Annotated in this window: 24 protein-coding genes and 1 riboswitch; of the genes, 16 read left to right on the top strand and 8 right to left on the bottom strand. The window is 70.4% G+C overall.

Features of this window, described 5'->3' with window-relative positions; all coding sequences use genetic code 11:
* Positions 1–6 precede the first annotated feature (6 nt).
* Complete coding sequence (locus tag QSJ30_RS10250; RefSeq protein ID WP_285608897.1) at positions 7–1,896, top strand: APC family permease; 1,890 nt, start codon at positions 7–9, stop codon at positions 1,894–1,896.
* A 21-nt stretch (positions 1,897–1,917) separates the two neighbouring features.
* A complete protein-coding gene (locus tag QSJ30_RS10245) occupies positions 1,918–3,849 on the top strand; it encodes an APC family permease (RefSeq protein ID WP_285608895.1) in 1,932 nt (643 codons plus the stop codon).
* Positions 3,850–3,852: 3 nt separating this feature from the next.
* Here the strand turns inward: QSJ30_RS10245 and QSJ30_RS10240 are convergent, their stop codons facing one another.
* Positions 3,853–4,575, bottom strand: a complete 723-nt coding sequence (locus QSJ30_RS10240; protein ID WP_285608893.1) for a hypothetical protein — start codon at positions 4,573–4,575, stop codon at positions 3,853–3,855.
* Between the two features lie 92 nt (positions 4,576–4,667).
* The gene (locus QSJ30_RS10235) at positions 4,668–6,332 is read right to left on the bottom strand and encodes a M4 family metallopeptidase (RefSeq protein ID WP_285608891.1); all 1,665 of its coding nucleotides are present in this window, start codon (positions 6,330–6,332) and stop codon (positions 4,668–4,670) included.
* Positions 6,333–6,567: 235 nt separating this feature from the next.
* On the opposite strand from QSJ30_RS10235, the gene QSJ30_RS10230 reads away from it, so the two are divergent.
* From QSJ30_RS10230 to QSJ30_RS10220, 3 genes are read left to right on the top strand one after another with little or no spacing between them, the layout of a single operon-like run.
* Entirely contained in the window at positions 6,568–7,890 is a 1,323-nt protein-coding gene (locus tag QSJ30_RS10230; RefSeq protein ID WP_285608889.1) for an MFS transporter, read from the top strand.
* A 41-nt stretch (positions 7,891–7,931) separates the two neighbouring features.
* Entirely contained in the window at positions 7,932–8,348 is a 417-nt protein-coding gene (locus QSJ30_RS10225; RefSeq protein WP_285608887.1) for a guanyl-specific ribonuclease, read from the top strand.
* Entirely contained in the window at positions 8,348–8,806 is a 459-nt protein-coding gene (locus QSJ30_RS10220) for a barstar family protein (RefSeq protein ID WP_285608886.1), read from the top strand. Before QSJ30_RS10225 ends, QSJ30_RS10220 begins: the two co-directional genes overlap by 1 nt.
* Here QSJ30_RS10220 and QSJ30_RS10215 read toward each other — a convergent pair.
* Genes QSJ30_RS10215 through rhlP form a run of 4 tightly spaced genes read right to left on the bottom strand, consistent with a single transcriptional unit; the run spans position 8,803 to position 11,753 of the window.
* Positions 8,803–9,435, bottom strand: a complete 633-nt coding sequence (locus QSJ30_RS10215) for a YceH family protein (RefSeq protein ID WP_285608883.1) — start codon at positions 9,433–9,435, stop codon at positions 8,803–8,805. The two genes, QSJ30_RS10220 and QSJ30_RS10215, sit on opposite strands and share 4 nt — an antisense overlap.
* Before the next feature lie 8 nt (positions 9,436–9,443).
* Positions 9,444–10,220 (bottom strand): thiazole synthase, encoded by a 777-nt coding sequence (locus QSJ30_RS10210; protein WP_285608880.1) that lies wholly within the window; start codon positions 10,218–10,220, stop codon positions 9,444–9,446.
* A gap of 40 nt (positions 10,221–10,260) precedes the next feature.
* On the bottom strand, positions 10,261–10,923 hold the full coding sequence (locus QSJ30_RS10205; RefSeq protein ID WP_285608878.1) for a hypothetical protein: 663 nt from the start codon (positions 10,921–10,923) through the stop codon (positions 10,261–10,263).
* Positions 10,924–10,940: 17 nt separating this feature from the next.
* Entirely contained in the window at positions 10,941–11,753 is an 813-nt protein-coding gene (rhlP, locus tag QSJ30_RS10200) for a rhombotarget lipoprotein (protein ID WP_285608876.1), read from the bottom strand.
* Between the two features lie 93 nt (positions 11,754–11,846).
* Here rhlP and QSJ30_RS10195 point away from each other — a divergent pair, with 93 nt between their 5' ends.
* The 11 genes from QSJ30_RS10195 (at position 11,847) to QSJ30_RS10145 (ending at position 22,054) form a co-directional block, all read left to right on the top strand.
* The gene (locus QSJ30_RS10195) at positions 11,847–12,452 is read left to right on the top strand and encodes a TetR/AcrR family transcriptional regulator (protein WP_285608874.1); all 606 of its coding nucleotides are present in this window, start codon (positions 11,847–11,849) and stop codon (positions 12,450–12,452) included.
* Positions 12,453–12,498: 46 nt separating this feature from the next.
* Positions 12,499–13,023: an RBBP9/YdeN family alpha/beta hydrolase gene (locus QSJ30_RS10190; protein WP_285608873.1), complete on the top strand. Its 525-nt coding sequence runs from the start codon at positions 12,499–12,501 to the stop codon at positions 13,021–13,023.
* 37 nt (positions 13,024–13,060) lie between these two features.
* Positions 13,061–13,240: riboswitch (Lysine riboswitch) on the top strand.
* A gap of 57 nt (positions 13,241–13,297) precedes the next feature.
* The gene (locus QSJ30_RS10185; protein WP_285608870.1) at positions 13,298–14,332 is read left to right on the top strand and encodes a M20 family metallopeptidase; all 1,035 of its coding nucleotides are present in this window, start codon (positions 13,298–13,300) and stop codon (positions 14,330–14,332) included.
* 3 nt (positions 14,333–14,335) lie between these two features.
* Positions 14,336–15,391, top strand: a complete 1,056-nt coding sequence (gene asd / locus QSJ30_RS10180) for an aspartate-semialdehyde dehydrogenase (protein WP_285608868.1) — start codon at positions 14,336–14,338, stop codon at positions 15,389–15,391.
* Positions 15,388–16,728: a lysine-sensitive aspartokinase 3 gene (lysC, locus tag QSJ30_RS10175; protein ID WP_285608866.1), complete on the top strand. Its 1,341-nt coding sequence runs from the start codon at positions 15,388–15,390 to the stop codon at positions 16,726–16,728. Before asd ends, lysC begins: the two co-directional genes overlap by 4 nt.
* On the top strand, positions 16,725–17,453 hold the full coding sequence (locus QSJ30_RS10170; protein WP_285608864.1) for a 4-hydroxy-tetrahydrodipicolinate reductase: 729 nt from the start codon (positions 16,725–16,727) through the stop codon (positions 17,451–17,453). The genes lysC and QSJ30_RS10170 overlap by 4 nt, the downstream gene beginning before the upstream one ends.
* Positions 17,450–18,352 (top strand): 4-hydroxy-tetrahydrodipicolinate synthase, encoded by a 903-nt coding sequence (gene dapA, locus QSJ30_RS10165; protein ID WP_285608862.1) that lies wholly within the window; start codon positions 17,450–17,452, stop codon positions 18,350–18,352. The genes QSJ30_RS10170 and dapA overlap by 4 nt, the downstream gene beginning before the upstream one ends.
* The gene (locus tag QSJ30_RS10160) at positions 18,352–19,173 is read left to right on the top strand and encodes a 2,3,4,5-tetrahydropyridine-2,6-dicarboxylate N-succinyltransferase (RefSeq protein ID WP_285608861.1); all 822 of its coding nucleotides are present in this window, start codon (positions 18,352–18,354) and stop codon (positions 19,171–19,173) included. The genes dapA and QSJ30_RS10160 overlap by 1 nt, the downstream gene beginning before the upstream one ends.
* Positions 19,170–20,285 (top strand): pyridoxal phosphate-dependent aminotransferase, encoded by a 1,116-nt coding sequence (locus tag QSJ30_RS10155; RefSeq protein WP_285608860.1) that lies wholly within the window; start codon positions 19,170–19,172, stop codon positions 20,283–20,285. Before QSJ30_RS10160 ends, QSJ30_RS10155 begins: the two co-directional genes overlap by 4 nt.
* Positions 20,286–20,329: 44 nt before the next feature.
* A complete protein-coding gene (locus QSJ30_RS10150; protein WP_285608859.1) occupies positions 20,330–20,866 on the top strand; it encodes a DinB family protein in 537 nt (178 codons plus the stop codon).
* A gap of 33 nt (positions 20,867–20,899) precedes the next feature.
* Positions 20,900–22,054 (top strand): diaminopimelate decarboxylase family protein, encoded by a 1,155-nt coding sequence (locus QSJ30_RS10145; protein ID WP_285608858.1) that lies wholly within the window; start codon positions 20,900–20,902, stop codon positions 22,052–22,054.
* 5 nt (positions 22,055–22,059) lie between these two features.
* On the opposite strand, the gene QSJ30_RS10140 is transcribed toward QSJ30_RS10145, so the two are convergent.
* Positions 22,060–23,808: a hypothetical protein gene (locus QSJ30_RS10140; protein WP_285608857.1), complete on the bottom strand. Its 1,749-nt coding sequence runs from the start codon at positions 23,806–23,808 to the stop codon at positions 22,060–22,062.
* Positions 23,809–23,843: 35 nt separating this feature from the next.
* Positions 23,844–24,470, bottom strand: a complete 627-nt coding sequence (locus QSJ30_RS10135) for an FHA domain-containing protein (protein WP_285608856.1) — start codon at positions 24,468–24,470, stop codon at positions 23,844–23,846.
* Positions 24,471–24,473: the final 3 nt, after the last annotated feature.

Genomic DNA, 24,473 nt, shown 5'->3' with positions numbered 1-24,473 from the left:
CCGAAGATGGCCAATGTCCGACGCTTCCTGCTGGGCCGCCGCCTCGCCAGCGAAGAAAGCCACGAAGCCCGCATCAGCAACCCGGTGGCCCTGGCGGTGTTCAGCTCGGACGCGCTCTCCTCCGTGGCCTATGCCACCGGCGAGATCATGGCCGTGCTCGGCCCCTACATGGCCATGGCGGCCTTCGGACCGGCGGTGCTGTCCTGGTCCTGGCCCGTGGCCGTGGGCATCGTCCTGCTGCTGACGATCCTCACCATCAGCTACCGGCAGACCATCTTCGCCTACCCCAGCGGGGGCGGTGCCTACATCGTGGCCAAGGAGAACCTGGGCGAGGTGCCGGCCCAGGTGGCGGGCGCCTCGCTGCTGGTGGATTACGTGCTGACGGTGGCGGTGAGCGTCTCCGCCGGCGTCACGGCCATCACCAGCGCCTTTCCTGCGGCCGATGCCCATCGGGTGGCCCTGGCGCTGGCCGTGGTGGCCGTCATCGGATTGATCAACCTGCGGGGCGTCAAGGAGAGCGGCGCGGTGTTCTCGGTGCCGACCTACGGGTTCGTGATCTCGATGTTCGCGATCATCGGGCTGGGATTCTGGCGCTACTTCGCGGGCGGCGTGTCCGTCGGCGAGCACCACGCGGTGGCGGCCCCGCCCCTTCCGGGCTGGCTGGCCATCTGGGTGTTCATGAAGGCCTACAGCGCGGGCTGCACGGCCCTGACCGGGGTGGAGGCCATCTCCAATGGCGTGTCTGCCTTCCGGGAGCCCACGGCGCGGAACGCAGGCAAGACCATGGTGGCCATGGTGCTGATGCTCGGCGCCATGTTCCTGGGCATCACCTGGCTGTCCAACCACTTCGGCATCATGTACACCGGCGAAGGCGAGTCCCTGCTGTCCATGCTGGAGCACCGGATTCTCGGGAACGGCCCCGGCCTTCCCCACGTCACCTACCTGGTCATGCAGGCCTTCACGATGCTGATCCTGTGTCTGGCGGCCAACACGGCCTACGCGGACTTCCCCCGCCTGGCGGCCATGATGGCCCGGGACGGCTTCCTCCCCCGGCAGTTCGCGAGCCAGGGCGACCGCCTGGTGTTCTCGAACGGCATCTTCATCCTGTCGTTCCTGTCGGGGGTCCTGCTGTGGATCTTCAACGCCCGTGAGCACCACCTGCTGCCGCTGTACGCCGTGGGCGTGTTCCTGGGGTTCACCCTGTCGCAGACCGGCATGGTCAGGCACTGGCTCAAGCTGCGCGGACAGCGCTGGGCCCTCAAGTCGGTCATCAACGGGGCCGGGGCCCTCACGACGCTGGTTGTGATGGCGGTCATCATCGTGACGAAGTTCACCCACGGCGCCTGGGTGGTGGTGCTGGTGCTGCCGGTCATGGTGATGGGCTTCTTCAACATCCACCGCCACTACATCCGGGTGAAGTCGATCCTGGCGGGCAGCCGCGCCGACTTCATCAGCCCCCGCAAGAACCGGGTGGTGGTGCTGGTCTCGGGCATCCACTCCGGGGTGGTGCAGTCGCTGAACTACGCCAAGGTCATCGCGGACCACGGCGAGGTCGAGGCCCTCACCGTGGACTTCCCCGACGAGAACGGGCGCGACAGCGCCGCCCTGGAGCGCCTGCGCTCGGACTGGCCCCGCTACTGCGAGGGCATCCCCCTCCGCTCCATCCGCAGCCCCTACCGCAAGATCGTGGAGCCCATCGTGGAGGAGCTGGACCGCATGCGCCGCGTGGAGCCGGAGTACACCATCACCGTGATCCTGCCGGAGTTCGTCACGGGCCACTGGTGGGCCAACCTCCTCCACAACCAAACCGCCTGGCGCATCAAGACCACCCTGCTCATGAAGCCCAAGACCGTGGTCATCTCGATCCCCTACCACCTCGAGCCCATACTGGAGTAGCTTTCTGTCCGGGAGACACGGATGCAGAGCTTGAGGCGGATCCTGCTGGGGCGGCGGCTGTCCAGCGAAGAGACCCAGCACACCAAGATCAGCAATCCCATCGCCCTGGCGGTGTTCAGCTCCGACGCGCTGTCCTCGGTGGCCTACGCCACCCAGGAGATCATGGCCTCCCTGTCGGGATCCCTCATCCAGGCGGCGGGCGCCGGGATCCTTGCCGGCGCCGTGGGCCACGCGATCTTCGGCTGGTCCATCCCGGTGGCCCTGGGCATCGTGGGCCTGTTGGCCATCCTGGCGGTCAGCTACCGGCAGACCATCCTCGCCTATCCCGGGGGGGGCGGGGCCTACATCGTCGCCATGGAGAACCTGGGCGACCTGGCGGCCCTGACGGCGGGCGCCTCCCTGCTGCTCGACTACATCCTGACGGTGGCCGTGTCCGTCTCCTCGGGCGTGGCGGCCATCACGGCGGCCCTGCCCGCCCTGGAGGGCCACAACGTCTCCCTGACGCTGGTGGCCATCGGCTTCATCGCCCTGATGAACCTGCGGGGCGTCAAGGAGAGCGGGGCCCTGTTCGCCATCCCCACCTACGGGTTCGTCGTCAGCATCTTCCTGCTGCTGGGCTACGGGACCCTGAAGCTGGTCTTCGCCGGCGGGCCCAGCCCGGTCCAGGTCCAGCAGGCGGCCCAGCACGGCTCCCACCTGGCGGGCCTGACCATGGTGTGGGTGTTCATGCGGGCCTACAGCGCCGGCTGCACGGCCCTGACGGGGGTGGAGGCCATCAGCAACGGCACCACGGCCTTCCGCGACCCCGCCGGTCCCAACGCCGCCAAGACCATGCTCTGGATGGTGGGCCTCCTGGCGGTCATGTTCCTGGGGATCACCCTCCTGGCCCACCGGTTCGGAGTGACCTACCAGCACAGCGCGGATCCCGCGGTGGTCGCGGAGACGCTGCTGTCGAAGCTGAACAAGGCCATCCTCGGGGATGTCAGCCACGGCCTCCCCAAGCTGGTCTACTACGTGGTCCAGGGGTTCACCTTCGCCATCCTGGTGGTGGCCGCGAACACGGCCTTCGCCGACTTCCCCCGCCTGGCGGCCCTCCAGGCCCGGGACGGGTTCCTGCCCCGGCAGTTCGCCAGCCAGGGCGACCGGCTGGTGTTCTCCAACGGCATCCTGATCCTCTTCTTCTTCTCGGGACTCCTGGTCTGGACGTTCCACGCCAACACGGACATCCTGCTGCCCCTCTATGCGGCAGGTGTGTTCATGGGCTTCACCATCAGCCAGACGGGCATGGTGATGCACTGGCGGAAGGTCCGGGGGACGCACTGGCACCTGAAGGCCGCCATCAACGGCCTGGGCGCCATCACCGCCTGCGTGGTGCTGCTGGACATCGCCATCACCAAGTTCATCCACGGCGCCTGGATCGTGATCCTGCTGGTGCCCGTGCTGGTGGTGGTCCACTTCAACATCCGCCGCCACTACGTCGGCGTGAAGTCCAAGCTGGCGGCGAGCCGCACGGACGCCTTCCTCCCCACCAAGCACCACGCCCTGGTGCTGGTGAACGGCATCCACCGGGGGGTGGTGCAGGCCCTGCTCTATGGGCGCCTCATCGCCGGCGACCGGGTGGAGGCCCTGACGGTGGACCTGGGCGCCGACGGCACCCGGGAGAGCCGCGCCATCGAGAAGCTGCGGGCCGACTGGACCATCTACGGCATGGGGGTCCCCCTGCGCTGCGTCCCCAGCCCCTATCGCAAGATCGTGGAGCCGATCCTGGAGGAGGTGGACCGCCTCCGCCTCGCCGAGCCGGAGCTGGCCATCACGGTCATCCTGCCGGAGTTCATCACCCACAAGTGGTGGCAGCAGTTCCTGCACAACCAGAGCGCTCTGCGGATCAAGGCGGCCCTGCTGCTGAAGGAGGACGTGATCGTCACGTCCGTGCCCATGCACCTGCCCGAGTAGGGCTCAGCGCATCCGGCCCGTGGGGCGGGCCAGCAGCTCCTGGCCGCTGAGCAGCTCCCCCAGGGTGCGGTGGCGGGGGCCCAGCACCATGCAGAGGAAGCTGAGGGGGAAGCAGAGCACCGACAGCAGGTGGACCAGCGAGAAGGCCATCCGCCGCTCGGGGGAGTTCTCGGGGAGGGTCACCCCGAAGGCGGCCATGAGGGGCGACTGCCCCGTGAGCGCCAGGGGGGCCATGAAGAGGATCCAGGACACGGCCAGGAGGTAGGGCACCACCAGGGGCCAGGCTCCGGCCAGGAGCCGGGTGGGGGAGACTCCCAGGGCCCAGGCCGGAAGGGTCAGCGCCAGGCCCTGGACCAGGAGGAGCAGGAGGGCTTCGGTGGCCTCCACCTTCACCAGGGGCCAGAAGCTCGAGACCGGTTCCTGGAAGCCCAGGGCCGCCTGGCCGTGGGGTGCGGTTCCAGGCGAGGGGACCGCGGCATCGGGCCGCGCCAGTTCCTCCGGGGCCACCTCCACCGCCACGGCTGCCACGCGACCCAGGGCGGGGGCTGTCAGGGCCCGCGGAGGGGCCTCAAGGGATACCTGGGCCAGGGCGGAGGCCTGGAAGAGCATGGGCCGCCCCTGTTTCGGCGGCGCCAGGGTCAGGCCGCACTCCGGGCATTCCGCCGCGAGGGCAGAAAGGCGGGTCTGGCAGCTGGGGCAGGTGCGCCGGGTGGAGGCGGTCATCATGCACCACTATCGGCCAGGGGCCGCATCGATGGAAGCCCGCCGGAACGCAACGCGCCCCGGCAGGGCCGGGGCGCGTGGGTGGAGGAGGAAGGCTACTTCACGTTCACCGCGAGCCAGGCGGTGTTCACCGTGTTGTATTCCACCGAGCCGGCCCCGTAGAGGTCCGTGGCGGCGTTCAGGGTGGCCACCCGGGCGCCAGCATAGTTGGTGCTGCTGGTCATGTAGACCGTCAGGGCGCGATACCAGATGCGCGTGGCCTTGTCGTTGCCGAGGCCGGCGATGCCGGTGACGCCGTTGGCCATGGGGGACTGGATGCCATCGGAGAAGCTGTCGACCTGGCTGCCGTGGGAGAGCAGGAAGAAGAAGTGGTTGGCCACGCCGGAGCTGTAGTGGACGTCGAGGCGGCCGAGGGTCTTGGTCCAGGCGTCAGGGCTGGAGCCGTCCAGGCTGGGCTTGTGCATGAAGCGCAGGGGCCGGACGTACTTGGCCGTGGCGAGCTGCTCGCCGATGTAGTAGTTGGCGGCGGGCACGGCCTTGGAGGTGGAGGGCGTGGGGGTGGTGGCGCCGGTCCAGTAGACGTTGATGGTGGAGGTGATGTTGGTGTAGTTGGGCACGGTGGTGGTGCCTCCGCCATGGGCCATGAACTCCACCATGGTCCCGAAGATGTCGGAGTTGGCTTCGTTCAGGCCGCCCGACTCACCGCGGTAGGTGAGGTTGGCGGTGCGGGCGCAGACGCCGTGGCTCATCTCGTGGCCGGCCACGTCGATGGACTCGAGGGACTTGAAGGAGGAGCCATCGCCGTAGGTCATGCAGAAGCAGCTGTCGGACCAGAAGGCGTTGTCATAGGCGCTGCTGTAGTGCACGCGGCTGTAGGTGGCGGTGCCGTTGCCGTCGATGCCGTTGCGGCCCAGGATGTTCTTGTAGAAGTCGTAGGTGAGGCCCACGCCGTAGTGGGCGTCCACGGCCGCGGTCTGGCCGTTGGCGTTGCTGGTGCTGCCACCGGCGACGTAGTTGGCGCCATCGCCCCAGGTGTTGTCGGCATCGTTGTAGAGGGTGCCGGTGCCGGTGGTGGCGTGGTTGAGGTTGTAGGTCGCGAAGTTCATGCCGCGGACGGTGTCGCGCAGGTCATAGGTGGCGCCGTTGGCCGTAGTGTTGATGGCGACCGTGCCGGAATACTGGGAGTTGCCGGTGCCGGTGGCGGTGTGGAGGGTGCTCCACTGCTCCAGGATGGCGCCGCTGTGGGCGTCCACGAGGAAGTCGGTGTGGCTGGTCTCCTCGGCGCCGTTCTCCAGCTCGGTGTGGACGTGGTAGGCCAGGGTGGGCCGGCCGACGGTGGCGACCACCAGCTCGGAGGTGGGGGTGCTGGCGTAGGCGCCCTTAGGGGCCAGGAACTGGTGGGCCGCGGCCATGGCTTCCGAGGCACCGAGGGTGGGGGTGACGTTCAGGTTGAGGCCCCGGACCAGCGCATCCGTGCGGCCGAGGACGGCGCCGCCCTTCATGTGCACGATGGCCTCGCCCTCGAAGACGCGGACGCCCTTGTAGAACTGGTTCATGCGGACATGGGCTTCGCCGGTGGCCTCTTCGAACACGTTCTTGGTGGCGAAGCCGGCGTTCCGGTCCAGGCCCAGCTGGAAGACGCGGGCGTCCAGGTGGCGGCGGGCCTCGTCGGCGACTGCGCTGTCCACGGGACGGGCGGCGAAGGCGGGTACCACCAGCAGGGCGGCGGCCGCGAGGCGAAGGGCGAGACGGGACGGCATGATGACCTCCAGGGAGCTTGAGCTCCGGATGGGTGGATGGGGATGACAAGGACTGAGGTGCGTGGATGAATCCTAGGTGCCAGAAGGCAAAACAGCCTTGTTAAGTGTTATGAATTTTTATGAGAATCAATTCTATTTAGAGGTTCAAAGCCGGCCCTGTCACCATCGGGGTTTTGGGGCCGTGGAGGTCCCGCCCCAGATTCCTGGTGACCCCCGGCCGATAAAGGACCCCACGATGACGACCGCGATCCCCGGCGCCTTTCACCCGAGCACCCGGCTCTACCGGTTCACCATCCTGATCTTCATCAGCCTGCTGGTGGTGGGCAGCTACTTCGCGTACGACAGCATCGGCGCCCTGGCCACGACGCTGATCAAGGAGCTGCACATCGACCGCGCCACCATCGGAAAGCTCTATGCGGCTTATTCGGTGGCCGCCATCGCCATTGTGTTCTTCGGGGGCATGCTCTACGACAAGCTGGGGCCCCGCAAGGCCAGCCTCCTGTTCAGCTGTCTTGTCTTCCTTGGCGCGGTCGTCGTGGCTGCGGCCAAGACCAAGTGGATGCTGTTCACGGGTCGGCTCATCTTCGGGGCCGGTTCGGAATCCCTCATCGTGGTCCAGAGCGCCATCATCGCCCGCTGGTTCAAGGGCAAGGAGATGGCCATGGCCTTCGGCATCGCCCTCGCCATCAGCCGCCTGGGAACCCTGTTTGCCTTCAACACCGAGGAACTCATCGCGGACCACTTCCACAGCTTCCGGACGGCGCTCTGGGCCGCGGCCCTGCTCTGTCTGTTCTCGGTGCTCTGCAATCTGGTCTTTGTTGTCATGGATCGGCATGGCGAGAAGGTGCTCTCCCTGCCTACTGCCGGGGCCGGGGACAAGATCGTCTTCTCGGACATCAAGAAGTTCACTTCGTCCTACTGGTTCGTGGTGCTGCTCTGCGTGACCTTCTACAGCGCCATCTTCCCGTTTACGGATCTGGCCGCGGACATGTTCCACGATAAGTGGGGCCTGCCCTCCGTGAACGCCGTGGCAGGTGGTTTCCTGACCAAGGTGTTCTACAACTTCACCCACATGTTCACCACGGCGCCCGGGGTCACCAGCATCGTGATCGCCGCCTCGATGATCTTCGCGCCCTTCGCCGGGGGCCTTGTGGACCGAGTCGGAAGGCGCGCCTCCCTCATGGTGCTGGGCTCCCTCCTGCTCATACCTGCCCACTTGCTGCTGGGAATCACGCACTGGAACCCCATTCCCATGATGGTGGTCCTGGGAGCGGCCTTTGTGCTGGTGCCCGCGGCCATGTGGCCCTCGGTTCCCCTCGTGGTGGAGGAATCCCGGGTGGGCACGGCCTTCGGTCTCATGACGGCCATTCAGAATCTCGGCCTGGGCCTGTTCCCCCTGCTCAACGGCTGGTTGCGAGATAAGACGGGCACCTACACCTCCACGCAGATCATGTTCGCGGGGCTGGGACTGCTTGGGCTGATCTTCGCCTTCTTGCTGCTGCGGGCGGATAAGCGGCACGGTGGCGTGCTTGAGGCGGGATCCTCCTTACGAGGGTGATTCCGGCGAGAGTAGACTTGGGACCGGTTTTTGGAGGCCAAATGACGCTTTGGCGGAGGACCCTCGCGCACCTGGCTGGTGGCCTGGTCGCCCTGGCCGCCCTGCTGGCGCCGGTGGCCTGCGGACCGGAGGCGGCCCCCCCGGTCCAGCCCCAAACCCAGGCCCAGGTCCAGGCGGTCCCGAAGGATGCAATCCCGGTCCATGCCCGCGAGACCCTGGCCTACATCCGCCAGCACGGCTACGCCCCACCAGGCTACGTGGGCGGGCGCATCTTCGGAAACTATGAAGGCGTGCTGCCCCGCTACGACACCCGCCGCAAGCGCATCGAGTACCGGGAGTGGGATGTGCATCCCAAAGCCGAGGGGCGCAACCGCGGTGTCGAGCGCCTGGTCACGGGCAGTGATGGGCGGGTGTGGTACACCGCGGACCACTACCGCACCTTCATCGAGGTGAAGTGATGGCCCGAGACGTGGACTGGTCTTTCCTCGCCTCGACCCAGCGCCCTCGCGTGCACGTGTGGTCCGGTACCCCCTCCGCCCTGGTGGACGCCGCGCCGGCCGGGCCGGGCCGCCCGCTCCGCTGGCTGCGGGGAAGCCGCATGCGGACCCGCGCGGGGCTCATGGATGAATGGGCCGCCGCAGCCCAATTCCCGCCGCACTTCGGCGGCACCTGGGACAGCCTGCGGGACAGCCTCTCGGACCTGCCCGAGGGCGGCGCCTTCCTGATCCTGGAAGCGGATCAACTGCTCCAAGACGCGCCTCCGGATGATGGCGTGACCCTGATGGCCGTCCTGGCGGACGCCGCCGAGGACCTGGCGCCCCAGCCCTTCCACCTGGTGCTCCAGGTGGAGCCCACCCGCCGCAGCGACCTGGTGGAGGGTCTCCGCGCCCTCAGGGTGGCGTTCCGCGATCTCTAGAACTGGGCCTTGAAGGCCTCGAAGGCCGCTCTCAGCTCCGCGAGCTCCCCGCGGAGGGTTGATACCTCGGCTTCGAGTTGGTCCAACCGGCCGGAAGCGGGGCGCGCGGCGGGTCCAGGGGCTGCCACCCCCGTCGGCACGGGGCCCGATAGCAGGTGCGCCACCCTCGCTTCCCGGGCGCCCGGGGCCCGGGCCAGGCGCAGGGCCAGGGGCGGCTCAGCCTCCATCAGGGCGGCGAGGCAGCTCTCCAGTTCGGCAAGGTCGGGGAAGACGTACATGCGGCGGGTGTTCGTGCGCAGCTCACCGGGCGTTTGCGGGCCTCGGAGCAGCAGCTCCGCCAGCAGGGCCGCTTCCTGGATTGAAAGGTTCCACGTGGGCTTGGCGGTGTGGGCCACCTTCAGCACGCGGCCCGGCCAGTGCTCCGCGAGGCCGCGCGCGATAAGGGCATCCACCGCCGCCTGCACCTCGGCTTCTGTCATCGCCAGGACGGGTTCGCGGTTGCTGGATTGGTTACAGGCGTTCACCAGGGCGTTCAAGGACAGAGGATAGATATCCGGCGTGCTGAGCTGCTTCTCCAGCAGGCAGCCGAGGACGCGGCATTCGAAGGGGGCGAGATCGAGATCGGGCACGGGTGCGCCTATCGCCCCACCACGCCCGCCACGGGGCTGCTGGCGCTGGCGTAGAGGCGCTTGGGCATGCGTCCGCTCTCGAAGGCGAGGCGGCCCGCGATCACGGCGTGGTCCATGGCCTGGGCCATCTTGGTGGGTTCGCCGGCCTCGGCCACCGCGGTGTTGAGCAGCACGCCGTCGGCCCCCAGCTCCATGGCGAGCGCGGCATCGGAGGCCGTGCCCACGCCGGCGTCCACGATCATGGGCAGCTGGTAGGTCTCCACGACCTCTTTGATCAGGAGCAGCGTCATGGGGTTCTGCACACCCAGGCCCGAGCCGATGGCGCTGCCCAGCGGCATGACGGCGGCGCAGCCGGCGTCGCAGAGCTTCTTGGCGAGGATGGGATCGGCGTTCACGTAGGGCAGCACCGTGAAGCCCTCCTTCACGAGGATCTTCGCGGCCTCCAGGGTCTCCTCGTTGTCGGGATAGAGCGACTTCTGGTCGCCGATGACCTCCAGCTTCACCCAGTTCGTGTCGAGCGCCTCACGGGCCAGGCGGGCCACGCGCAGGGCCTCCTCGCGGGTGTAGCAGCCGGCGGTGTTGGGCAGCAGGGCGATGTCCTTGGGGATCCAGTTGAGGATGTTGTCCTCGCCCTGGGCGGCCAGGTCGAAGCGGCGCACGGCCAGGGTCACCATCTCCACCCGCGCGGCCCGGTAGCAGGCCTGCATGGTGGCGAAATCCTTGTACTTGCCCGTGCCGAGGACGAGGCGGTTGCTGAAGGTCTTGCCGGCGATGACGAGGGACATGGGGCGCTCCGGAGCTCCAGTCTAGCCCCGGCCGGGGCCCTCAGAGCGGCCGCGCGCCCGGACCGATCAGGGGCAGCCTCCGCTCGCCGCCAGGCCCCCGGTAGACCAGCTGCAGAGGGAGGGGGGCGTAGGGATCCGGAGAGCGGAGGAACACGAGTCCCCGCCGGGTCTGGTTCGCACCCAGGGTCCCCGGGGACCAGGCCTGCTCGCGGAAGAAGGCCTCCAGGTGCCGGTTGCTCCGCGTGGCGATGATGGCGTTCGGAACCCCGATGCATGCCCCGAGGATGGCGAACCCCTGCAACAGGGCCCGGTCCGAGGGCCCGAAGCCACCGCGGTCACTGGCCCCCAGGGCGGCCAGGCCCGGGAGCACGGGGTAGAGGAGGTAGGCCAGGCTCGGCTGCTTCACGAGCTTCACCGCAGCCTCAGGCCGCAGGGCGGCCGTCGCCTCCGGGAGCTCCAGCCGCAGGATCTCCAGGTCGGTGGCGGTGCTGTTCTCCACGGTCAGGACCAGCACCCGGAGGTTCGCCTGGAGGGCCTTCCGCTCGTACCTCGAGTTGTCCCCCCAGGGCTGGAGGACCAGCTGCCCTGAGAGGTCCGCTCCCTGGAGGGTGGCGGGTGGCGGGGCGAGGGTCACGGGCCGGTAGATCCGGGCGCAGCCCAGGCCTCCGAGGATCACGAGAAGGGTGCAGAGCAGGGGTCTCACCGGGCCTCAGCCAGGCGTCAGCGCCGGGTGGGATCGTAGGCGGAGCTGCCCAGGGGGTTCCCCTCCTTGTCCACCAGCTGCACATCCCTGCGGGCGCCCTTGATCAGGTCCTGCTTGAAGGCGGCCACGCCCTGGTCGAGGGAGGTGGAGAGCTGGGTCATGGCGAGGGCGAGGCTCTCCCGGCTCTGCTGGCGGAACGCCTCCTCCCGCCGGGACCAGGTGGAGCTGCCCTTGGCGGTGCCCACGCCTCCGGCCCGGAAGAGGAAGGTGCGCGAAGGCACGTGATAGACGGCCGCGTCCACCATGGAGGTGGTGTCGTTCTTGTCGCCCTTCACCATGTAGGCGCCCACCAGCGTCCAGTAGGTCCAGGCGTACCAGCGGGGGCTGCTGAACTGGACCTGGTCCACGGAGACGAGGGCCACCACGTCCACGCCGAAGCTGCGGGCCACGCGCTCCAGGTCGTCGAAGCCGCCGCCCTTGGTGAGGTAGAGGGAGGGGATCACCTTGAAGCTCTGGGCCCAGGGCTTCTGCTCGAAGACCCGGACCACCTGCTGGTGCAGCTCCTGCTCCTGGCCCGGGGCCAGGGCCCCCACCGGACTGGCCAGGGCGGCCTCGCCCTTGACCTGGGTGGGGTCCGCTGGCACGAAGGCGATGCCCAGCCGCAGGGGGAGCTGGAGGCGGGCCGGGGGGGCGCCCGGGTCCGCCGGCGGCTGGGCCTTGGTCCCCATGTAGGCGGAGAGGCTGCTGCGGCGCTGGACGGTCTCGGGGACGCCGCAGCCCACGGCCAGCAGCGCGAGCGCCGCGAGAAGGGAGAGGATGGACGGTCGCATGGGGCCTCCCGGATCATGGGACTCAATACGCATGCGTATGGATGCCATACGGTATGGTATGGTAAGCTGGTCCGGTTACCTGTCAAGGCCGCCATGCCCGCCCCCAGCAAAAAGCCCCGTCGCCCCACCACGCCCCTGTCTCCCGAGGTCTGGGTCAAGGCGGCCCAGGCCCTCATCATCCGGGAGGGCGTCTCGGCGGTGGCGGTGGAGCCCCTGGCCCAGGTCCTGGGTGTCACGAAGGGGAGCTTCTACTGGCACTTCGACAGCCGGGATGCCCTCATCCGGGCCGCCCTGGTGGACTGGGAGCAGGACCAGAGCGCGGACGTAGTGACCCGCTACGGGGGCATCACCGATCCCCGGCGGCGCCTGCGGGTGCTGCTCTTCGCGGCCTTCGAGGACGTGGAGAACGGCCTCTTCTTCGCCGCTCTGGCGGTCTCCGGCGAGGATCCCCGCGTGGCGCCCTTCCTCCGGCGGGCCACGGAGCGCCGGCTGGCCTTCGGCGCCGAGGCCTTCCTGGCCCTGGGGCTGACCGAAACCGAGGCCCGTCAGCGGGCCCTGCTGGCCTACGCCGCCTACGCCGGGTATTTCCAGCTCCTGCGGACCACCCCCAAGGCCGTGAAGGCCGTGACCGATCTCAGCGGCTACGTGCGCCAGCTGGCGGATGCCCTGGTGCCGCCGGGGCCCTCAGGGAAGGCTTGAACTCCGGCCCTTGGGGGCGTTCCATGGAGCCATCCCCCGGTGCTCCATGGCCTCCATCCTGATCGTCCCCGGCTACCAGAACTCGGGCCCCGGCCACTGGCAGAGCCTGTGGGAGGCCAGCCTGGGGGATGCCGCCCGAGTGGAGATGCCCAACTGGGACTTCCCCCGCAAGGTGGACTGGGTGGAGGCTCTGGATGAAGCCATCGCCGCTTGCACGGAGCCACCCATCCTCGTGGGCCACTCGCTGGGGTGCCTGGCCATCGTCCACTGGGCCGGGAGCCACGACCGGGAGATCCGGGGGGCGCTCCTGGCGGCGCCCGCGGACGTGGAGCGGCCCGACGGCCTGGAGCTCCTGCGGCCGTTCGGACCGATTCCGCGGTACCGGCTGCCCTTCGAGACCATCCTGGCCGCCTCCTCCGACGACCCGTTCCTGGCCCCCGCCAGGGCCCGGGCCCTGGCCGCGGACTGGGGGGCCCGCTTCGTGGACCTGGGGCCCTGCGGGCACCTGAACCAGGCCTCCGGCCACGGGCCCTGGCCCCGGGGCGAGGCCCTCCTCGCCGAATTCAGGTAGCCGGTTGCGGAGGAAGCCCCCGGCATGGGAAGGTGGAGATTCCGATGGAGGAGCGGTCCCCATCAGTACCGGCGGCGAGGGCGATGAACCCGATGACCCGACGGGAAAGGGGAGGATCGCCGAAGGGTTCGCGAATCATCGGCGCGGCCCCTGGACGTTGAGGCGAAAGCCCGGCGGCTGTCGCGCTGGTCACCCGGCGTGGAGGGCCTGAGGCGCGGCGGCGGGAGCCTTCCCACCGCGTTCCAGATGGCACCGTCGGCACGCCGAGGTTTCCATGAACGCCACCCCCGCTGATCTCCGAAGCTGGCTTGCGAACAGTCTCCAGCCTCTGTGCGCCTGCGAGACGACCTCGGGCCGGGAGGACGGGGGGCTGGCCCCGCTGAGGGCACTGCTCTCGGGCCTGGGGGCCGTGATCCACGAACAGCGGGTGGCCGAGGGCCGCACCAACGTGCTGGCCACCTGGGGCCGACCGCGGGTGCTCTTCTCCACCCACCTCGACACGGTGCCGCCCTACCTGCCGCCGCGCCTGGAGGGCGATGTGTTCCATGGCCGCGGGGCCTGCGACGCCAAGGGCCAGATCGTGGCCCAGCTGGGGGCCGTGAAGGCCCTGCTGGCCGAAGGCCGCGAGGGTCTCGCCTGGCTGGGGGTGGTGGGGGAGGAGACGGACAGCGCCGGAGCCACCGCGGCCCTGGGTCTGGCCGATCGTCTCGGGGATCTCAAGGTCCTGATCAACGGCGAGCCCACGGATCTGAAGCTGGCCACGGGGCAGCGCGGCGCCCAGCACCTCTGCCTCCACTGCACCGGCCGGGCCGTCCACAGCGGCAGTCCCGAGCTGGGCCTCAACGCCACCTGGCCCCTGCTGGACTGGCTGCAGCGGCTGCGGGAGCAGCCCCGGCCCGTGGACCCGGCCCTGGGGCCGGAGGTCTGGAACCTGGGCATCCTCCGCGCGGGTGAGGCCCTCAACTCCATCCCCGCCTCGGCGGAGGCGAAGCTCATGGCCCGCACGCTGCCCGGCAGCACCTTCGTGGACGAGGCCCGCCGCCTGGCCCCACCTGAGGGCTCGGTGGCCCTCACCCTGGACGAGCCGCCGGATCGCTACCCCGAGGTTCCCGGTTTCGACCACGCGGCCATGCCCTTCGGCTCCGACGCGCCCACCCTGCGGGCCCTGGTGCCGGACCGCACCGTGGTGCTGGCGGGGCCGGGCAGCATCCGCGTGGCGCACACGCTGGAGGAGCACCTCACCCTCGCCGAGCTGGAGGCGGGCGTGGAGCTCAACCACCGATTGGCCTTGCACTTCCTGGGAGACTGAACCATGTCCACGAAAATCCCCGTCACCGTCCTGGGCGCCACCGGCGTCGTGGGCCAGCGCTTCGTGCGCCGGCTGGCCAACCACCCCCTCTTCCGCGTCGAGCACCTGGCGGCCAGCGAGCGTAGCGCCGGCAAGCGCTACCGCGATGCCTGCGCCTGGCGCCTCGATGGCGAGCCCTATGGTGGCCTGGGCGACCAGGTCATGGCCGAGGGCACGCCGGAGTTCGCCTTGTCACCCGTGATCTTCAGCGCCCTGGACACGGGCCCGGCCAAGGAGCTGGAGCCGGCCTTCGCGCGGGCCGGGGCCATGGTGTTCTCCAACGCGGCGGCCTTCCGCATGTCGCCGGAGGTGCCGCTCCTGGTGCCCGAGGTGAACGCGGACCACCTGGGCCTGCTGGAGGTCCAGCGCCACCACCACGGCTGGACCGGCGGCATCGTCACCAACGCCAACTGCACGGCCACGGTGCTGGTGATGGCGCTGGCGCCCCTGCACCAGGCCTTCGGCATCGAGGCCGTGATGATGACTTCCATGCAGGCCATCAGCGGCGCAGGCTACCCGGGCGTGGCGAGCCTCGACATCCTCGGCAACGTGATCCCCTTCATCCGCAACGAGGAGCCCAAGGTGGAGGAGGAGACCCCCAAGATGCTGGGTCGCTTCACGGGCAAGGACGTGGAGTTGGCGCCCATGCTCGTGAGCGCCCTCTGCCACCGCGTCCCCGTCATCGAGGGCCACACGGAGGCCGTGAGCGTGAAGCTGAAGGGCAACCCCTCGCTCGATGCCGTGCGCGACGCCTGGCTGGCCTGGAGGCCCGAGCCCCAGCGGCTCAAGCTCTTCTCCGCGCCGCCCGTGCCCATCCATGTCCACACCCTGGAGGACCGGCCCCAGGTGAGGCGCGATGTGGAGACGGACGAAGGCATGAGCGTCCATGTGGGCCGTTTGCGGCCCTGCCCCATCCTCGGGGTGAAGTTCGCGCTGTTGGGCCACAACACGGAACGGGGCGCGGCCGGAGGCAGCATCCTGAATGCCGAGCTGGCCCATGCGAAGGGGTACCTCCGATGATCGTCCTCAAGTTCGGCGGCAGCAGCGTGGCCGATGCGGCCTGCATGCGGCAGGTGGCGGGCCTGGTGAAGGCGGCCCTGCCCCAGTCGCCCCTGGTGGTGCTGTCCGCCATGGGCAAGACCACCAACGGCCTCTTCGGTGCCGCCAAGGCGGCGGAGGCCGGGGACCTGGGCGGGGCCATGGAGCGGCAGCGGCTGATCATGGCCGCCCACCGCAAGGCGGCGGAGGAGCTCTTCGCCGGCGCCGTGCCCGAGGACCTGGACGCGGCCCTGACAGACCTCTTCGGGGAGCTGGAGCTCCTGCTCCGGGGCGTGGCCATGCTGCGGGAGCTGAGCCCCCGCAGCATGGATGCCATCGCCTCCCTTGGCGAGCGCCTGTCCACGCGGATCTTCGCCGCCTTCGCGGGGGGCGCCTGGGTCGATGCCCGCACCGTGCTTCGCACGGACGCCGTGTTCGGCGAGGCCACCCCCCAACCCGAGGCGATCAAGGCCCTCGCGCGGGAACACCTGAAACCCCTGCTGGGGCCGGGCCAGGCTGTGGTCACCCAGGGCTACATCGGCGCCACAGAGGATGGTCTCACCACCACCCTGGGCCGGGGCGGCAGCGACTTCTCGGCGGCCCTCTTCGGCGCGGCGATGGGTGCGGCGGAAGTGCAGATCTGGACGGATGTGGAGGGGGTGCTCACCTGCGATCCCCGGATCGTGCCGGAAGCGCTGCCCATCCCGGAGCTGAGTTTCGCGGAGGCCGCTGAGCTGGCGGCCTTCGGCGCCAAGGTGCTGCACCCGGCCACCATCCAGCCCGCCGTGGAAGCCCGCATCCCCGTCACCGTGCGACATACGCAGAAGCCGGAGGGCCGCTTCACCACCATCTCCGCCGAAGTCCGGACCGGTCGTCCCATCACGGCCCTGGCCAGCCGTGGCCCAGTGACGGTGCTCACGGTGAGCAGCTCGCGCATGCTGGCCCAGAGCGGCTTCCTGGCACGCCTCTTCGAGGTGTTCGGCCGGCGCGGGGTGAGCGTGGACCTGGTGGCCACCGCCGAGGTGAGCGTCTCGCTCACTGTGGAGGCCAACCTGCCCCTGCGGGCCCTGATCGAGGACCTCTCGGCCTTCGCCACAGTGGAGGTGCATGAGGGCCGCGCCATCATCGCCGCCGTGGGTGAGCGCCTGAAGTCCACCTCGGGCCTGGGCGCCCGGCTGCTCTCCTCGCTGGGGGACATCAACGTGGAGATGATCAGCATGGGCGCCAATGAGATCAACCTGAGCCTCGTGGTGCGGCAGGAGCAGGGCGACGAGGCCCTGCGGCGCCTCCACAAGGTGCTGGTGGGAGGAACTCCGTGACGCTCCGCATCGGGCTGTTCGGAAGGGGCCGCCTGGGTTCCGCCATCGCCGCCGAGGCGGCGGAGTCCCTGGCCTGGCAGGTGGGTCGCGGCGACACGCCGGAAGCCGGGGCCGACGTAGCCGATGTAGCCATCGATGCCAGCGTGGCCGAGGCCGTGGAGGCGCACCTCGACTGGGCGCTGAGCACCGGCACGGACCTGGTGATCGGCACCACGGGCTGGTCCCTGCCAGGTCTCGAGGCTCGTGTGGCCGGGCGCATCGGTGTGCTCTCCGCCTCGAACTTCTCCCTGTCCGTGGCCCTCATGGCCCGGTTCGCCACGGTGCTGGGGCGCTTCGCCGCCCTGGAGCCCGCCCGGGATCCCTACCTGGTGGAGCACCACCATCGGCTCAAGGTGGACGCCCCCTCGGGCACGGCCAAGACCCTGGCGGCGGCCCTGATGGCGGGCTGCCCCCGCAAGACGGAATGGACCCTCGGCACGCCGGCGCCCCACCAGCTGAGCCTGGGCGTGATCCGGGCCGGCGCCGAGTTCGGAACCCACACCGTGGGCCTGGACGCACCCGCCGAGGTGCTGGAGCTCACCCACCGGGCCCGCTCCCGCGCCCCCTTCGCCCAGGGCGCCCTGGCGGCGGCCCGCTGGCTCCACGGCCGCAAGGGGGTCTTCACCATGGACGACCTGGCCGCCGATCTGCTCGACCCGCTCTTTGTGTTTGGAGGAAGACCATGACCCTCGATCTGTCCGGCCTGGCCGTCGCCCTGGCCACGCCCTTCACGCCTTCGGGCGAGGTGGACCTCCCCGCCTTCCGGAAGCTGGCGCGGCACGTGGTGGCCGGCGGCGCGGACTTCCTGGTACCCCTGGGCTCCACCGGCGAGGCCGCCACCATCGTCGACGCCGAGCGCGACGCGATCATCTCGGCCTGCCTTGAGGAGGCGGGCGGTCGTCCCGTCGTGGTGGGCACGGGCCACAACGCCACGCGCCAGGCCGCCGCGATGACGAAGCGGGCCCAGGCCCTCGGGGCCCAGGGTGCCCTGGTGGTGACGCCCTACTACAACAAGCCCACGCCGGACGGCCTGGTGGCCCACTACGCCGCCGTGGCCGAGGCCGCGCCGGGGCTTCCGATCGTCGCCTACAACGTGCCGGGCCGCACGGGGCTGAACGTGACTCCGCCGGTCCTGGCGCGGCTCTGGGAGAACCCCCAGGTGGTGGCCGTGAAGGAGAGCAGCGGCAACCTCGCGCAGATCGCGGAGATCGTCCGCCTGCTGCCGAGGGGGAAGGTCCTCCTGTCCGGTGACGACAACCTGGCCGTGGCCTCCATCGCCGTGGGGGCCTCGGGCCTGATCTCGGTGCTGGGCAACGCCCTGCCCCGGGAGACTGCCGCCATGGTCGCCGCCGCCCGCCGGGGCGACCGGGCCGGGGCCCTGCGCCTCCATCAGCAGCTGCTGCCCCTCATGGACGCCCTGTTCCTCGAGAGCAATCCCATCCCGCTGAAGGCCGCCCTCCGCATGCTGGGCCTCTGCGGAGAAGGCCTGCGCCTGCCCCTGGTCCCCGCCGTCGCCGCCACGCGCACCCGCCTGGCCGAAGCCCTCTGCCTCTCCACCGAGGGCACCTTCCCGGGAGTGATCTGATGGTCGTCGACCCGGATACCATCCACCGCTTCTTCAGCCGCTCCCCCGAGGATCTGGCGAATGATCCCCAAGCGCCGGCCATGCACCAGGTGCTCCTGTCCGCCCTGGAGAGCGGGATCGTGCGGGCCGCCGAACAACGGCCGGACGGCAGCTGGCAGGCCAATCCCTGGGTGAAGCAGGCGATCCTCTGCGGCTTCCGGCGCACGAACATCGTGGAGATGCCGGGCGCGGGCTTTCCCATGTTCGACAAGACCGCCTACCCGGCCCGCCACTTCGGGTTGGAGGACGGCGTGCGCCTCGTGCCCGGCGGCTCCTCCGTGCGCCGCGGCGCCCACATCGCCCGGGGCGTGGTGATCATGCCGCCGGCCTACGTGAACGTGGGCGCCTTCGTGGACGAGGGCACCATGGTGGACAGCCACGCCCTGGTGGGCAGCTGCGCCCAGATCGGCAAGCGGGTGCACCTCTCCGCCGCCGCCCAGATCGGCGGCGTGCTGGAGCCCGCGGGCGCCCGGCCGGTGGTGGTGGAGGATGACGCCTTCGTGGGCGGCCTCGTGGGCCTCTTCGAGGGCATCGTCGTCCGGAAGCGGGCTGTGCTGGCCTCGGGCGTGGTCATCACCGGCAGCACCGTGATCTACGATCTGGTGCACGGTCGGGAGCTGCGCCAGGAGGTGCCCGAGGGCGCCGTGGTGGTGCCGGGGTCGCGCCCGGCCTCGGGCGACTATGCCAAGGCTCACGGACTCCAGGTGTCGGCCCCCTGTATCGTGAAGTACCGCGACGACAGGACCGACGCGGCCACCGCCCTGGAGCAAGCCCTGAGATGAACGTCGCATCCCGCCTGTCCCTGCTGAAGCCCTCGCCCATCCGCGCCATCACAGATGGCACGCCGCCTGGGGCCATCCCCCTGGGCCTGGGCGAGCCCACCTGGGACCTGCCGGAAGTGGGCCGGAAGGCCCTGCTGCGGAACCCGGGCCCCTGCGCCTACGTGCCCCACGTCGGGCTGCTGGAGCTGCGGAGGGCCGTGGCCGCCTTCCACGGCGCCCACGTGGACGAAGTGCTCATCACCACCGGCTCCCAGGGCGCGCTCTTCTCGCTGTTCCAGGCCTGGGTGGAGCCTGGCACCAAGGTCCTCATGCCCGACCCCGGCTTCGTGGCCTATCCGGCCCTGGCGCGCATGGCGGGTGCGGAGCCCGTGGCCTATCCCCTGTCGAAGGACCGCTTCCGCCTGGATGCGGACGCGCTGGTCCGCACCCTGGACGCCGCGCCGGACGTGTCCGCGGTGGTTCTCAACCTGCCCTCGAACCCCACGGGCGGCGGCGGGAGCCTGGAGGCGCTCAAGCGCGTGGCCGACGCCTGCACGGCCCGGGGCGTGCTGCTCATCTCCGACGAGGTCTACCGGGACCTGCACTTCGGCACCCGCTGCCCCAGCCTGCGGGACGTGACGGACCGCGGCGTGGTGACCAGCTCCGTGAGCAAGGGCTGGGGTGCGCCGGGCCTGCGCGTGGGCTGGGCCGTGGGGGATCCCGCCTGGCTGGTGCCCGCCCGCACGGTGCACGGCTACGCGGTGACGGGCACGGCCACGCCCGCGCAATGGGCCGCCCTGGCGTTGATCGAACACTCGGAGGCGATCCTGGCCGAGGCCCGCGCCGCCGTGGGGGAGCGCTGGCAGGCCCTGGCCGGGGCCCTGCGCGAGGAGCTGGGCCATGCGGTGACGGCCCCCGACGGCACCTTCTACCACTTCATGCCCCTGCCTGAAGCCGCCCACGCGGACCCCGTGGCCTTCGCCTTGAAGCTGCGCGACGAGGCCAAGGTGGTGCTCATCCCCGGCCTCGCCTTCGGCGAAGGTGGCCGCGGCCACGCGCGCCTCAGCTTCGCCGCCACCCCTGAGCAGCTGCGGGAGGGCGTGCGGCGGCTGGCGCCCTACTGGAAGGGTTGATTCCCTTCTTCTCTATGTCCTCAGCCTCATCCGTCAAGGTCACCATGCCCCGTTCCCTGCATCACCTGATCGAATCTCTGGACAGCCAGAGGGGGGCGCTGCTGGACGGGCTGGAGGCGCTCGACCTCACGGCACTCCAGGCCAAGCCGCGGCCCGGGGCCTGGTCGATCCTGGAGATTCTGGAGCATGTGGTGGTGGCCGAGTCGGTCATCCTGCTGGGGCTCCCCTCAAGGGCGGAACTGGTGGTGCAGCCGCGCGGCCTGGAGCACCGCCTCAAATACTTCCTGGTCCTGCTGGTCCTGAAGTTGCGGATCCCCGTGCGGGTGCCCTCCCGGCGGATGCTGCCGACGGGCCAGCGGTCCCTGGCCGAGCTGCGGGCTACCTGGGACGGGCATGTGCGCTGGCTGCGCGCGTTTGCGGAAGAGGCCAAGGAGGACTCCCACGGCCAGGCCTTCTTCACCCATCCCGTGGCGGGGCCCATCACCTTGGCGCAGGCGCTGCGGATGGACCTGCTCCACCTCGGGATCCACCGCAGGCAGATTGCAAACCTCCGTCCGCAGCTCCTGCGTCCGAAGGCCTGACCCACCCTCGACCTCTCTTCCCATGGGCGCCCCATGACCGCTCTCTTCGCCTTCGACGACGCCACCTGCCAGCGACTGGCGGAGGCCCACGGCACGCCCTGCTTCGCCTATTCAGGGGCGGTGGCGACGGCGGGGTTCAGGGCGCTCCGGGCGGTGCTGCCTTCGCGGGTGCGGATCGCCTACGCCGTGAAGGCCAACCCGCACGCAGACCTGTTGCGGTGCTTCGCCGGTCTGGGCGCCAGCTTCGACTGCGCCTCCATCGGGGAGCTGGAGCGGGTGGAGGCCCTGGGCCTGCCGGCGGGCCGCACCTTCTTTGCCGGGCCCGGCAAGCGGGCCTCCGAGCTGCAGAAGGCCCTGTCCATGGGCGTCCGCGTGCAGGCGGAGGGCTTCGAGGACCTGGCCCGCCTCGACGCTCTGGCCACCCGGGAAACTGCCGTGAACCTGCGGGTGCACCCCGCCTTCGACATCGACGAGGGCAACCGCATCATCGGCGGCAGCGGGCCCTCGGCCTTCGGCGTGGACGAGGAGGCGGTGCCGGCCCTGCTGGAGAAGGCCGCGAGGCTGGCGCACGTGCGCATCAAGGGCCTGCACGTCTTCGCTGCCAGCAACCAGCGCGATGCCGCCAAGCTGCGGGCCATCCACGGCGCTGTGCTGGATCTGGCGAAGCGCCTGCACGAGGCCCATGGCCTCGCCTTCGAGCAGATCGACCTGGGCGGTGGCCTGGGCGTGCCTTACGCCCCGGATGAAGCGCCTCTGGACCTGGCGGCCTTTGGACAGAACTTGTCGGACCTGCTGGCGCGGCACGCCTGGTTCGAGGGCGAGCTGATCCTGGAGCCGGGCCGCTTCCTCGCGGGCCCGTGCGGGGTCTACCTGGCCCGGGTGGTGCGCCTCAAGGAGAGCCGCGGCACCCGCTTCGCCATCCTGGAAGGCGGCATCAACCACCTCATCCGCCCCCTCCTCACGGGCGAGCCCTTCCCGGCGAAGGCCGTGGGCAGGGCCGGTGAGGCGGTCCCCCACACGCTCGCCGGGCCCCTCTGCACGAGCCTGGATCGCCTGGGCGAGGTGCGCCTGCCGGCGCTGACCGCGGGCGACCTGCTCGCCTTCGGCACCACGGGCGCCTACGGCCTGAACGAGGGGATGACCCACTTCCTGAGCCACCCCGTGCCGCCCGAGGTGTGGGTGGACTGAGGTCTCTATCCGAGGAGGGGAAGCCAGGCCGCCTGCTGGGACTTGGGCAGGGTCTTCAGGCGCTCGAGGAGGTGGAGGCGGGCCTGCCAGGACTTGTCGCTGGGGAAGAGGGCCCGGCCCCGGCGCAGATCCTCGGCGGCCTCATCCCACTTGGCCAGGGCCGCGTGGGCCCCGCAGGTGGCGAGGTACAGGCGGGCGGCCCGGGCCCGGAGGTCGGCGTCCTCGGGCTGGGCCCGCAGGAGCGCATCCATGACCTTGGCAGCCGCGTCCAGATCGCCATTCTGGAGGTGCTTCTGGAACTCCGCGAGGCTCGCTCCGGTGGCTCCCCCGGGCAGGGCGGCGCGGGCCTTCTCCAGGAGCTGGGCGGCGGCGGCATCGCCGGGGTTCTGGGCCAGGACCGCCTGGGCCCGGTAGTAGGCGCGCAGCGGCTCCGTCTCCAGGGCGGCCTCGCCTTCGCGGAGGATGGCGGCCGGGGTCTCGGCGAGATCCGGCGCCTGGGCCTGCTGGAGGACCGGGGTCACGGCCGCCAGGCGGGCGGCCTTGACGGCCTCCTTCAGCTCCTGGTCCTGCCGGTAGGTGTGCAGGGCGTAGAGACCCGCGGCCAGGACCAGGACGCCACCGCCGGCCATGGCCCAGACCTTGGGCTCCTGCAGCCAGGGCAGGCCGGACGAGGCCTCCCGGAGCCGGCCCGGGAGGCTGAGACCCTCCCGCGGGGTGCCGGCGGTCCGCGTCACGGAGGCGGGGGGCTCCACCTGGCCGGGATCCGGGATGATGAGGGTGGGCTCCTCCTCGACCATGGCGATGCGGCTCTGGGCGTCTAGGGCGGGGCTCTGGGGGTGCAGGCAGCGCTCAAGGCCCGCCAGGGCTTCGGGATGGCCCGGGGCCAGCTGGAGGGCCTGCCGGTAAGTGAAGGCGGCCTCGTCATGGCGCTGGAGGGTCAGCAGGTGATCCGCCTGCCGCAGCTTCAGGGCCAGGGCCTGCGCGTCGGGATGCACGGCCTGGATGGGCGCGGGGGTGGGGGCCGGTGCAGGCGCCGGTGCGGGCGCTGGTGGGGGAGCCGGGGCCGCCGGCTGGGTCCCCGGGAGGGTCAACTCATGGCGGGCCTGGCGCAGGTAGCCCCGGATCTCCTCCCGCTGGGGTTCCAGGGTCAGGACGTGCTCCCACTTGGAGATGGCCTCCTCCGTGAGGCCCATGTCGTAGAGCTGGACGGCCTCCCGCAGGAGCTTGTCCACATCCTCGTCGACCACGCGGGCGGGTTCCTCCACGGGCGCGGCGGGGGCGGAACCCTGGAGGGGGGGGAGCCCCAGCTCGCGGCGGGCCGCGTTGGCATAGCCCAGGGCCAGGCTGTGCGTGGGATCGATGGCCAGCACCTGCTCCCATTTCTGGAGGGCGTCGGGCACCTGGCCCATGTCGTAGAGCGTGCAACCCTGGATCACCAGGCGGTCGGGCTCCTCGGAGGAGACCACGGGGGTGGCCGGGGGAAGGGGCTCGGGCACCGGGGCGGGAGCTGGTTCGGGTTCCGGGGCAGGTTGCGGGGCAGGTTCCGGGGCGGGAGGCGGAAGCGCCGCCTCAGCCTGGGCCTCCCGCTCGGCCAGGAGGCGCTCGCGCAGGGCCACCAGGCGCTCCCGGGCTTCGGTGTGGGTGGGCTGCTGCTTGAGGATCGCCTGCCAGATCTGGCCCGCCTTGACAATCTCGCCCCGGGCGAAAAGCTCGTCCGCCTGGCGGAGGTAGGGCGCGTAGGGGTCTGGCGTCATGGTGTCGCTCGGCTCGGATCTGTGGGAGCAGGGGTTCAGTGCAGCGGGTACTCGTTGGTGTTGCGGATCAGCAGCATGAAGGTGCTGTTCCCGCAGGTGAATTCCTGCTGGCTGAGAAGCTGGACCGTGCCGGTGATGCGCTCGCCGTTGACCTGGGTGCCGTTGGTGGAGTCCTGATCGGTGATCCATACGGTTCCATCCCCCCGGATTTCCAGCACCGCGTGGCGGCGGGAAGTCTCGGGATCCTGGGTGATGACGTCACCCTCCTCCCGACCGAGGACGATGACGGGCCGGTCCAGCACCTGCACCGTGGAGGCCTGGGGGCCGGTGAGGAAGGCCAGGCTGAACTTGAACCCCGCCGGCAGGCCCGCCTGCTGGATGCCGGCGGCCACCAGGATGGAGTCGCGGTCTCGGCGGGCGGTGGTGAAGGCCGAGGCCAGCGTGGCCTCGTTGGGGGGTTCCTGCTCGGGGATGGGCATCGTGAGGGGCGGGGGCGGGAGGGGCTCCTCCTGGACCGGCGGCAGACTCATCGTCGTCGCCGGATTGGCCACCTCGAAGAGGTGGGCGCACTTCGGGCACTTGAACCGCTTGGCTCGGGCTTGGCCGAACCGGCTGTCGTCGTACTGGAAGCGGGCCTGGCAGGCCGGGCACACCACAATCATCGG

Source organism: Geothrix edaphica (genome assembly GCF_030268045.1).
Classification (GTDB): Bacteria; Acidobacteriota; Holophagae; order Holophagales; family Holophagaceae; genus Geothrix; species Geothrix edaphica.
The sequence above is the reverse complement of the archived record's forward strand: the minus strand, read 5'-3'. Positions and strand labels throughout refer to the sequence as shown.